This is a genomic window from Micrococcus sp. 116 (assembly GCF_902506395.1).
GTDB classification, from domain to species: Bacteria; Actinomycetota; Actinomycetes; order Actinomycetales; family Micrococcaceae; genus Micrococcus; species Micrococcus luteus.
On sequence record NZ_LR732370.1, the window covers coordinates 2,232,712 to 2,243,078 of the forward strand.

At 73.6% G+C, this 10,367-nt stretch carries 10 protein-coding genes; 3 read left to right on the forward strand and 7 right to left on the reverse strand.

The window, feature by feature from the left end; translation table 11 throughout:
* Positions 1-110: 110 nt before the first annotated feature.
* On the forward strand, positions 111-1,031 hold the full coding sequence (locus CITRIK5_RS10460) for a carbohydrate kinase (protein WP_036337149.1): 921 nt from the start codon (positions 111-113) through the stop codon (positions 1,029-1,031).
* A 103-nt stretch (positions 1,032-1,134) separates the two neighbouring features.
* On the opposite strand, the gene CITRIK5_RS10465 is transcribed toward CITRIK5_RS10460, so the two are convergent.
* The 5 genes from CITRIK5_RS10465 to CITRIK5_RS10485 form a co-directional block, all read right to left on the reverse strand.
* Complete coding sequence (locus CITRIK5_RS10465) at positions 1,135-2,211, reverse strand: malate dehydrogenase (RefSeq protein ID WP_061867207.1); 1,077 nt, start codon at positions 2,209-2,211, stop codon at positions 1,135-1,137.
* Positions 2,212-2,292: 81 nt separating this feature from the next.
* Positions 2,293-3,795, reverse strand: coding sequence for an amino acid permease (locus CITRIK5_RS10470; RefSeq protein WP_061867210.1), 1,503 nt, complete (start codon positions 3,793-3,795; stop codon positions 2,293-2,295).
* 100 nt (positions 3,796-3,895) lie between these two features.
* Positions 3,896-4,969 carry a low specificity L-threonine aldolase gene (locus CITRIK5_RS10475; RefSeq protein WP_061873126.1) on the reverse strand — a complete coding sequence of 358 codons (1,074 nt, stop codon included), beginning with the start codon at positions 4,967-4,969 and terminating at the stop codon, positions 3,896-3,898.
* 1 nt (position 4,970) lies between these two features.
* Positions 4,971-5,648 (reverse strand): SDR family oxidoreductase, encoded by a 678-nt coding sequence (locus CITRIK5_RS10480; protein WP_061867212.1) that lies wholly within the window; start codon positions 5,646-5,648, stop codon positions 4,971-4,973.
* A 3-nt stretch (positions 5,649-5,651) separates the two neighbouring features.
* The gene (locus CITRIK5_RS10485) at positions 5,652-7,082 is read right to left on the reverse strand and encodes a DUF6421 family protein (RefSeq protein WP_061867213.1); all 1,431 of its coding nucleotides are present in this window, start codon (positions 7,080-7,082) and stop codon (positions 5,652-5,654) included.
* Positions 7,083-7,205: 123 nt separating this feature from the next.
* On the opposite strand from CITRIK5_RS10485, the gene CITRIK5_RS10490 reads away from it, so the two are divergent.
* Together CITRIK5_RS10490 and CITRIK5_RS10495 are read left to right on the forward strand one after the other, a co-directional pair.
* Entirely contained in the window at positions 7,206-7,664 is a 459-nt protein-coding gene (locus CITRIK5_RS10490) for an Lrp/AsnC family transcriptional regulator (protein ID WP_061867214.1), read from the forward strand.
* Positions 7,665-7,833: 169 nt separating this feature from the next.
* Positions 7,834-8,682: an HAD family hydrolase gene (locus tag CITRIK5_RS10495; protein ID WP_061867208.1), complete on the forward strand. Its 849-nt coding sequence runs from the start codon at positions 7,834-7,836 to the stop codon at positions 8,680-8,682.
* Positions 8,683-8,704: 22 nt separating this feature from the next.
* On the opposite strand, the gene CITRIK5_RS10500 is transcribed toward CITRIK5_RS10495, so the two are convergent.
* Entirely contained in the window at positions 8,705-9,253 is a 549-nt protein-coding gene (locus tag CITRIK5_RS10500) for an NYN domain-containing protein (protein WP_002858225.1), read from the reverse strand.
* 33 nt (positions 9,254-9,286) lie between these two features.
* Positions 9,287-10,367, reverse strand: a 1,081-nt coding sequence (locus tag CITRIK5_RS10505) for a hypothetical protein (protein ID WP_236557181.1), incomplete at its 5' end; no start/stop codon positions are given.

The following is a 10,367-nucleotide window of genomic DNA, read 5'->3' on the forward strand; positions in this document are numbered from 1 at the left end:
GTCGGGGATGGGGGTGTCGGGCGTTTCTCGGGGGCCTGGAAGCCTGCGCACAGCCCCGGTTCTGCGCCGGTGATTAGGGTACCGTGGGGCGCGTGGCTCAGTACTGTGGTGTGATCGGAGAGGCGCTCGTCGACGTCGTGGTCTCGGACACCGCGACCCCCCGCGTGCACGTCGGGGGCAGCCCCCTGAACGTGGCCGTGGGCCTGAGCCGGCTGGAGCGGCCCGTCCTGTTCGCCGGCCGCCTCGGCCGCGATGCGCACGGGGACATGATCGCCTCGCACCTGCGGGAGAACGGCGTGCGCTGCCTGCTCGAGCCGGATGCCGCCGCCACCTCCGTGGCCACCGCTCGCCTGGACCCCACGGGTGCCGCCAGCTATGAGTTCGAGCTGGACTGGACGCTGCCGCCCGCCGCCGCGCTCGCCCGGGACTTCGACGACGCCGCCGGCGGCCCGCTGCACCACATGCATGCCGGCTCCATCGCCACCATGCTCGCCCCCGGCGACGCCGAGGTGATGGCCCTGCTCGAGCGGATCTCCGCGGTCACGACCATCAGCTACGACCCCAACGTGCGGCCCACGATCGTGCCGGACCGGGCGTTCGCCCGCGCCCGCGCGGAGGAGTCCGTGCGGCTGGCGGACGTGGTGCACGCCTCGGACGAGGACATCGCGTGGCTGTACCCGGACCGCCCGCTGCTCGAGTCGCTGCAGGCGTGGCAGCGGATGGGCCCGGCGTTCGTGGTGATGACCCGCGGCGCCGAGGACATCGTGGCCGTCACCGCGCACGGCGTGGTGGAGCGCCCGATCGTGCCCGTGGACGTCGCGGACACCGTGGGCGCCGGCGACTCGTTCACCGCCGCCCTGCTCGCCGCCCTCGACGACCGCTCGCTGCTCGGCGCCGCCAACCGCGGCCGCCTGCACGCGATGGACCCGGCCGACGTCGAGTCGGTGCTGATCTACGCCTCCCGCGCGTCGGCGATCACGGCTTCCCGCCCGGGGGCGGACCCGCCCACGCGGGCCGAGCTGGCGGACTGATCCCACGCCCGCCCGTCCCCGCACGAATCTGTTGCGCATCCGACCCTTCCGGCGGGCGGGGACGCCCCCAGAAGGGTCAGAGACGCAGAAGATCCCGGTCGCCTCAGAGCAGGCCCAGCCCTCGCACGGCGTCGCGCTCGGCCTCCAGCTCGGCGACGGTCGCAGCCAGCCGCCCGCCCTCACCCGGCAGCACGGACTCGTCCGGCTCCAGCCCCGGCACGATCCGCCACGCGGTGCCGCCGTCGGACGTCACGGGGAACGAGCTGATCAGCCCCTCCGGCACCCCGTAGGAGCCGTCCGAGACCACCGCGGCCGACGTCCGGCGCGGCGCCCCGTCCGCGTCCGCACCGGTGCCGAGGGTCCAGTCGCGCATGTGGTCGATCGCCGCGGATGCCGCCGACGCCGCCGAACTCGCCCCGCGCACCTCGATGATCTCCGCGCCCCGCTTCGCCACGCGCGGCACGAACTCCTCGCCCGCCCACGCCGGATCCACCACCTCGAGCGCCGGCCGCCACGTCCCGTCCACCCGCACGCGGGCGTGGGTGAGGTCCGGGAACTGGGTCGCGGAGTGGTTGCCCCAGATCGTCACACCGGCCACGTCCGTCACCGCGACGCCGGCCCGCGCCGCCAGCTGCGCCACGGCCCGGTTGTGGTCCAGCCGGGTCAGCGCCGTGAAGCGCTCGGCCGGCACGTCCGGGGCGTGGGCGGCGGCGATCAGCGCGTTGGTGTTGGCCGGGTTCCCGACGACGACGACCCGCACGTCCTCCGCCGCGTGGTCGTTGATCGCCCGGCCCTGAGGGCCGAAGATCCCCCCGTTCGCCTCGAGCAGGTCGCCCCGCTCCATGCCCTTCGTGCGCGGCCGCGCGCCGACGAGCAGCGCGTGCTGGACCCCGTCGAAGGCGCGGGCCGGGTCGTCCGTGACCTCCACGTCGGCCAGCAGCGGGAAGGCCGCGTCGGCGAGCTCCATGGCGGTGCCCTCCGCGGCGCCCAGGGCGGCCGGGATCTCGAGCAGGCGCAGCCGGACCGGGGTGTCCGGGCCGAGCATCCCGCCGGCGGCGATGCGGAAGAGCAGCGCGTAGCCGATGTTGCCGGCGGCGCCGGTGACGGTGACCGTGCGGGGCGTCGTCGACGCGGGGTCCGGGGCGGTGTCCTGTGCGGTGGTCTGCTGTGCGGTGTCCACGCCCCCATCGTGCCCCCGCTCGCCCGCGGAAGGTGTATAAGGGACAGGGGGGCGGGCACGGCGACCTCCGAGGTGGGGGACTCAGTCCAGGACGCGGGTGAGGTCGGCGTCCTCGTAGCGGACCGGCTTCGAGCCGGTGACGAGCTTGTGGCCGAGCCACAGCGCGAGGAACAGGGGCAGGCCGATGTACGCGCTGGCCACGGCCACGAGGTCCACGTCGCCCATGAACGCCTGGTAGTTCTGGCCGAGGATCACGACGGCGCACATGACCAGCGCGACGATCGGGCCCAGGGGGAACAGGAAGGCGCGGTAGGGCAGGTCCTTCGGGTCGTGGCCCTGCGCGACGTAGGCCCGCCGGAACCGGTAGTGGCTCCAGGCGATGCCCATCCACACGATGAACCCGGCCAGGCCCGAGGCGGAGACGAGCCACACGTAGGCGGCGCCGTCCCCGATGAACGTGGTCAGGAAGCACGCCGCGCCCACCGCGGTGGTGGCGTAGAGGGCGTTCATGGGCACGCCGCGCCGGTTCACCTTCGCCAGGAAGCGCGGGGCCTTGCCGGAGTCGGCCAGGGCCCAGAGCATGCGGGTGGAGGCGTACAGGCCCGAGTTGCCCGCGGAGAGGATGGCCGTGAGGATCACGGCGTTCATCACGGAGGCGGCGGCGAGCACGCCCGCGTTCTCGAAGACGAGCGTGAACGGGGAGATCGAGATGTCCTCGACGTCGCTGCCCAGCAGGTGGGGGCTGGTGTAGGGGATGAGGAAGCCGACGACGGTGATCGCGCCGACGTAGAAGAGCAGGATGCGCACGAACACGGTGCGGATCGCCTTGGGCACGTTCTTCTCCGGGTCCTCGGCCTCGCCCGCGGCCACGCCGACCAGCTCGGTGCCCTGGAAGGAGAAGCCGGCCACCATGAAGATCGCCAGGATGCCGGCGCCGCCGCCCACGAAGGGGGCCTCGCCGTCCGTCCAGTTGTGGAAGCCGGGGGAGGAGCCGCCGAGGATGCCGACGATCATCAGGACGCCGAGCACCAGGAAGATCACCACCGTGGCGACCTTGATGAGCGAGAACCAGAACTCGCTCTCGCCGTAGGCGCGCGTGGAGAGGGCGTTGAGGCCGAAGAGCAGCGCGAGGAAGATCGCGGACCAGATCCACGAGGGCACGTCCGGGAGCCAGTACCGCATGATCAGGGCCGCCGCGACGAGCTCGGCGGCCACCGTGATCGCCCAGTTGTACCAGTAGTTCCAGCCGATGGCGAAGCCGAACGAGGGGCTCACGAAGCGGGTCGAGTACTCCTCGAACGCGCCGGAGACCGGCAGGTACGTGGACATCTCGCCGAGCGACTGCATCAGCAGGAACACCATGAAGCCGATGGCCACATAGGCCACGAGGGCGCCACCGGGGCCGGCGGTCGCGATGGTGTTGCCCGAGGCCACGAACAGGCCCGTGCCGATGGCGCCGCCCATCGCGATCATCGTCAGGTGCCGGGACTTGAGGGTGCGTTGCAGGGAGCCGCCCTCATGGGTGGCGTGGGCGGCGGAGGCGCGCGGCGTCGACGGGGACGTCCGGGGTGCGCTGGTGTCCACGGTGGCCTTTCGGTGGAGGAGCGGTCGGACGCGCGTCGAAGGCCGCGGCGTCCCACCCTGCTGCACGGTGGTAGAAGGGTATCCCGGCCGGGCGCGTCCGTCAGACGGCGGGGACGAGTTCGGCGCGCAGCGCCGCCGTGAACGCGTCCACGTCCTCCTCGGTCGTGTCGAAGCCGCACACCCAGCGCACCTCGCGGCGCGCCGCGTCCCAGTCGTAGAACCGGAAGCGGGCGCGCAGCCGGTCGGCCACGCCCTCGGGCAGGACGGCGAACACGGCGTTGGCGTCCGTGGCCTGCGTGAACTCGACGCCGGCCAGCGAGCCGTCGGCGACCCCCGCCTCGATGCCGGCGCGCAGCCGGGCGGCCATGGCGTTGGCGTGGCGGGCGGAGCGCAGGTACAGGTCGCCGTCGAACAGGGCGAGCAGCTGCGCCGAGATGAAGCGCATCTTCGAGGCCAGCTGCATCTGGTTCTTGCGCAGGTACACGAGGCCGTCCGCGGCGTCCGGGTCGAGCACGACGACGGCCTCGGCCAGCAGCGCCCCGTTCTTGGTGCCGCCGAGGGAGAGCACGTCCACGCCGACGTCGGTGGTGAAGGCGCGCAGCGGCAGGCCCAGGGAGGCCGCGGCATTGGCGATGCGGGCGCCGTCCATGTAGACGCGCATCCCGTGCTCGTGGGCGTAGTCCGTGATGGCCTTGACCTCGTCCGGGGTGTAGACCGTGCCGAGCTCGGTGGACTGGGTGAGGTAGACGACCAGGGGCTGGGCGCGGTGCTCGTCACCCCAGCCCCAGGCCTCGGCGGCGATCAGCTCGGGGGTGAGCTTGCCGTCGTCGGTGGCCACGGGCAGCAGCTTGATGCCGGCGGACTTCTCGGGCGCGCCGCCCTCGTCCACGTGGATGTGCGCGGTGTCCGCGCAGATCACCGCGCCCCAGCGGGGCAGCATGGCCTGGAGCCCGACGACGTTCGCCCCGGTGCCGTTGAACATCGGCCACACGGTGGCGTCCTCGCCGAAGTGCTGGGCCACGACCTCCTGGAGGCGGGCCGTGTACACGTCCTCGCCGTAGGCGACCTGGTGGCCCCCGTTGGCCTCGGCGATCGCCGCGAGCACCTCCGGGTGGACGCCGGAGTAGTTGTCCGAGGCGAAGCCCCGCTCCTGCGGATCGTGGATCCTCTGCATGTCAGTCCGTTCCCTTCTCCTGGAGCGTGAGGACGGCGTCGTTCAGCGCGCCCGCCTCAGCCTCCCACAGTCGCGTGTACTCCTCGGCCAGCCGTGCCTCGAGCCCGGCGAGGGAGGTCACGCGGAACACGACGGCCGCCGAGCGCAGCGGGGTCCCCGCGTCCCGGGCGGCCTTGGCCCAGCCCTGCGCCACCGCGCGGGTCCATGCCTCGCTCGCCGCCTTCACCGCGGCGTAGTTCGCACCGCCGGCGAGCGGCCGGGTCACCGCCGTGGACGAGACGATCGCGAGGCGACCGGCGGACGAGGCCCGCAGGTCGTCGTCGAGGGCCCGGCTCACGTGCCGCAGCGCCGTGAACGAGGCCTCGAGGGCGCGGTAGTCCTCCTCGGTCTGGCCGGCGAGGCCCCCGCCGCCGCGCCAGCCGCCCACCAGGTGGAGCAGGCCGTCGATCCGGGTGCCGCGGGCGTGCAGGTCCTCGACGAGGCCGCGGACGGCGGTCTCGTCCGTGAGGTCCAGGGCCGCGGTCTCGGCGCCGAGTTCGGCGAGGGGGGCGAGCTTCGCGGCGTCGCGCCCGGTCGCGACGACGTGCGCGCCGGCGTCGAGGAGGGTGCGGGCGGCGGCCCGGCCCGAGGCGCTCGTGGCGCCCGCGATCAGGACGGCGCGGTCGGTCAGGGCGGCCACGGGTCAGGCGTCCGTGCCGCGGATCCCGGCGGTGGACTCGATGACGCCGCGCATCTTCTTCTCGAGGGCCTCGAAGAACATGGACAGCGGGAACTCGTCGTCGAGCACGAGGTCGGTGTAGCCCTTGGGTGGGCCGGCGAGCACCTCGCGCGGCAGGCCCTGCGCCCACACGGAGGCCGGGTGCGGGGTGACCACGGAGGCGACGAGCTCGTAGGCCTGGAGCCAGTGCACGGTCTTGGGGCGGTCGATGGACTCCCAGTAGAGCGTGTCGATGGCGTCGCCCAGCTCGACGACGGCGTCGGCGAGCCGGTCCCAGTCCACGCTGAGCTCGACGTCGCGCCACTGGATCACGTCCTTGCGGTGCAGCCAGGCGAAGAGCAGCTGGCCGCCGAGGCCGTCGTAGTTGCGGACGCGGGAGCCGGTGAGGGCGAAGCGGAAGACCCGGTCGAAGAGGACGGCGTGCTGCACGAGCCCGGCGTGGCGGCGGGTCTGCTCCTCGAGCGCGGTGAGCTGCTCGCCGGCGGCGGCGCGCGCCGTGAGGCGGCGCTCGATCGCCACGCACTCGCGGAAGGCGGTCATGTCGCAGCGCATCTCCTCGAGCGTGTAGAGGAAGAAGGGCATGCGCTGCTTGATCATGAACGGGTCGAAGGGCAGGTCGCCGCGCATGTGCGTGCGGTCGTGGATGAGGTCCCACATCACGAAGGTGCCCTCGGCGAGCTCCTGGCTGGAGAGCAGTTCGGCGAGCTCGGCCGGGAGCTCGAGCTGGGTGACCTCGGCGGCGGCGGTGACGACCCGACGGAAGCGGGCGGCCTCGCGGTCCTGGAAGATGGCGCCCCACGTGAAGGTGGGGATCTCGCGCATGGCCACGGTCTCGGGGAAGAGCACCGCCGAGTTCGTGTCGTAGCCGGGGGTGAAGTCGATCAGGCGCAGGGAGACGAAGAGGCGGTTGCCATAGTCGCCGGCCTCGAGCTCGGCGATGAACTCGGGCCAGATGGTCTCGACGATCAGGGCCTCCACGTGCCGGTCGGGGGAGCCGTTCTGCGTGTACATCGGGAAGACCATGAGGTGCCGGACGCCGTCGACGCGGTGCTCCTGCGGCTGGAAGGCGACGAGGGAGTCCAGGAAGTCGGGTTCGGCGAAGCCGCCGTCAGCCCAGCGCGCGAAGTCGCGGGGCAGGGCGGCGAGGTAGGCGGCGTCGTGCGGGAAGAGCGGGGCGAGCTCCTCGACGGCGGCGACGATGGTCTCCACGTGCTCGCGCGCGGCGGCGTGGTCCGCCGGGTCCGGGATGGAGCCGTCCTTGACCTGCAGAGGCTGCAGGGCGGTGGCGGCGGCCTTGAGGCGGAGCCAGGCCGGGTGGGTCTCGACGGTGCGCGCGTCGGCCGGGGCCTCCGAGGCAACGCCGTCGGTCCGGGCGGGCTGCAGAGTGGTGGACATGGAACCTTCCTGAGGTCGAATCGCCGGAAAATATCCGGTGATGCGGATCACTTGCCGGAAGGGTTCCATGAGGGCATGGGGCTGTCAACCCGGCGGCCGGGGCCGGCTGATAGCGTGCGGCGCATGGACGACCCTGTCGACGGGCGGCTTGCGGCCGCCGTCTCCCATGACCCGCGCGCCACGCTCGCCCAGCTCTCCGAGCGGGTCGGCCTCTCGACCTCCGCCGTGCAGGCGCGCCTGCGCCGGCTCGAGAGCACGGGCGTCATCACGGGCTACCGTGCGCTGCTCGACCCCGAGGCCGTGGGCAGGCCGCTCTCCGCGTTCATCGAGATCAGCCCGCTGGACCCGCGCCAGCCCGACGACGCCCCCGAGCTCCTCGAGTCCATCGCGGCGATCGAGGCGTGCCACTCCGTGGCCGGCGACGCCGCGTACATGCTCTTCGTGCGCGTGGGCTCACCGCGCGAGCTCGAGGCCCTCGTGACGGAGATCCGACAGACGGCGTCGGTGTCCACCCGGACCATCGTGGTGCTGCAGACCTTCTACGAGCACCGTCCCATGCTGGAGCTCCCGGTCGAGGACTGAGGGCGGGCGCTTCGGCCCCTCCGGTCACGCGAGAGGTCGGAATGAGGGCGGATCTGACGCTCATTCCGACCTCTCGCGTTCCCGGCTGCGGCAGTGAGTACCCCACCGCCCGTCCCGCTACGGTGATCCCGTGCGTCCGACCTCGCCCGCCCCGGCCTAGACTGAGCGCATGCCCGCCCTGCCCCTGCCCTCGCGCCGTCCGCGGATGATCGCGACGGACCTGGACGGCACCATCATCGGGTACCGGCACACGCGGTCGGGGCGCCTGAGCCCGCGCACCATCACGGCGCTGCGGGACGCCCACGACGCCGGCGTCGAGGTGGTGTTCGTGACCGGCCGTCCCCTCCGCTGGCTCGGCCCGCTGAGCGCGCAGCTCGGCCCCGTCGGACCGGTGATCTGCTCCAACGGCGCCGTCCTCGTGGACACCGCCACGGACGACGTCCTGATCGCCCACCCCATGCCCGTCGAGGCCGTGTGGACAGCCACGGACCGGCTGCGCGCCCTGGACCGCACCGTGTCCTTCGGCGCCGAGACCCTCGAGGGCTTCTTCTGGGAGCACGCGTTCTCCGAGCGCGCCGAGTTCCGGGCCGAGGTCCACGCGGCGGCCACGCTCGAGGCCGCGCTGCCGGGTCGGCTGGGCGTGGTGAAGCTGCTGGCCCGCTCGGACACCCTGGCCCCGGACGCCTTCCTCGCCGCGGCCCGCGCCGAGCTGGACGAGCTCGTGAGTGCCACGCACTCCGCGCCCGGCATCGCGCTCGTGGAGATGTCCGCCCCGGGCGTGCACAAGGCCGCGACCCTCGCCGAGTTCGCCGCGAGCCGGGGGGTCGCGCCGGTCGACGTCGTCGCGTTCGGGGACATGCCCAACGACCTGGAGATGCTCCAGTGGGCTGGTCTCGGCCTGGCCGTGGCCTCGGGCCATCCGTCGCTGCTGGCCGCGGCGGACGGCGTGGTCGGGGCGTGCGACGACGACGGGGTGGCCGCCACCGTCGAACGCCTGCTGGAGCTGCCCACGGACTGAGCCGCGGGCCACCCCCGGCGGGTCAGAGGAACTCGTACGGGTCGAACGCCTCGACGTCGATCACGCGCAGGCGCGGCAGGGACGAGTCGAACGCGCCCACCGCGTGCTCCAGGTCGAAGAACTCGACCCCGGGGATGCGGCGCAGCTCGTGGGAGAGGAACTCCTCGAAGCCCATGATCCCGGTGCGTCGGCCCGGCGTGGCCGCGAGGTCGGTGAGCTGGGGGGCGAAGTCGGCGTCGTGGCTGACGAGGACGACGTCGTCCTCCCGGCCCAGCAGCGCCTCCGCGGTGCGCTGGATGCCGATGTCCACGACCTTGCCCTCGCCCCGCAGCATGATCGGCTGGAAGCCGAGGGCGGTGAGCGCCTGGACGAACGGGATGGGGATCTCACCGTCGATGGCGAGGAAGAACAGGCCCTTGACCGGCTGGTCCCAGCGGTCCTCGAGGTAGCCGAGCAGGCGCTTCCAGCGTGGCCGCTCGTCGGGCTGGGGGCGCCGCTGCAGGATGGACGTGCCGAGGGTGGCGTCGATGTTCTCGCCGTCGATCAGCAGGTAGGTGGTTCGCTCGCTCACGCTCTCGAGGCTACCCGCTGGGGTGGACGTCGGTCAGCGCGCGCGGTCGAACGGGGCCGTCAGCAGGCGGACGACGCCCTCCAGCGGCCCCGCGCGGAACGGGCCGATACGCACGACGGCCCGCCACAGCAGCGGCAGCAGCAGCGCGCCGGCCACCAGCACGGCCAGGTTGAACCACGTGTCGTCCGTGCCCGTGGCGCTGCGCCACGGCCCGGGTCCGAGCCCCCGCACCCAGCCGAGGTACCACAGGTGCGCCACGTACACGGACAGCGTCATCGCGCCGGGCACGGCCAGCAGCCCGGCCCACCGCGGCGCCAGGGCCGCGCACCCGCCGAGCACGATCAGCACGAGGCCCGTGTCCAGCAGGGCCTCCGCCGGGGTCGCCGTGTAGGGCACGGGGGCGGCGCCGGTCCGTGTCCGGGACAGGGCGAGCACGACGCCGGCCAGCGCGATCCCCCCGGCCGCCCAGGCGAGTCCCGTGAGCCGTGCGCTCCGGGCCGGGGCCGCCGTCGTCGTGCCGTGGACGGTGGCGACCAGCACCGCCCCCAGCAGCGCCCACGCGAGGAACAGGGGGAGGCGGTACGGGCCGTCCGTGAGGAACGCGGAGACCCACGGGGTCAGCGTCGCGCGGCTCAGCCCGAGCGCCTGCGCGGCGGGGACGAGCCGGTCGACGACGTCGGCCGTCGGTGTGGCGGCGAGCAGGAGGCCGCCTCCGCCGGCCAGGACGGCGAGCACGAGGTGCGCGGCGAGGGGGAGGGCGGCCAGCAGTGCCATGAGCACCGTGAGCACAGCCAGGTGCGCCAGCACGTTCACGACGGCCGCCCCGAAGAGCCCGGTCAGCCACGCCGCCCCGCACAGGGCGGCCGCCCGCACAAGCGCGCGGGGCACGGCCCGGCCACGGCCCAGCCACTCCGCCTCGAGGCGCGCGCCCACGCCCACGAGCGCCGCGAACAGGGGCGCGGTGAGGTGCTCGGAGAGGTGGAGCACCCCACCCGGGCCGCCGGCGGGCGCCGTGTGGGCGACCATCATCGCGACCAGGGCCAGGCCGCGCGCGACGTCCACCCAGACCAGGCGGCCCCGGGCGGTGTGGGTGGCGGCGGGAGCGTGGGAGGAG

Bases quoted from the DNA above. Each gene is read 5' to 3' on its own strand.
- CITRIK5_RS10475 (WP_061873126.1), bottom strand. From the start codon at position 4,969: ATGCAGAGGATCCACGATCCGCAGGAGCGGGGCTTCGCCTCGGACAAC.
- CITRIK5_RS10485 (WP_061867213.1), bottom strand. From the start codon at position 7,082: ATGTCCACCACTCTGCAGCCCGCCCGGACCGACGGCGTTGCCTCGGAG.
- CITRIK5_RS10490 (WP_061867214.1), top strand. From the start codon at position 7,206: ATGGACGACCCTGTCGACGGGCGGCTTGCGGCCGCCGTCTCCCATGAC.
- CITRIK5_RS10495 (WP_061867208.1), top strand. From the start codon at position 7,834: ATGCCCGCCCTGCCCCTGCCCTCGCGCCGTCCGCGGATGATCGCGACG.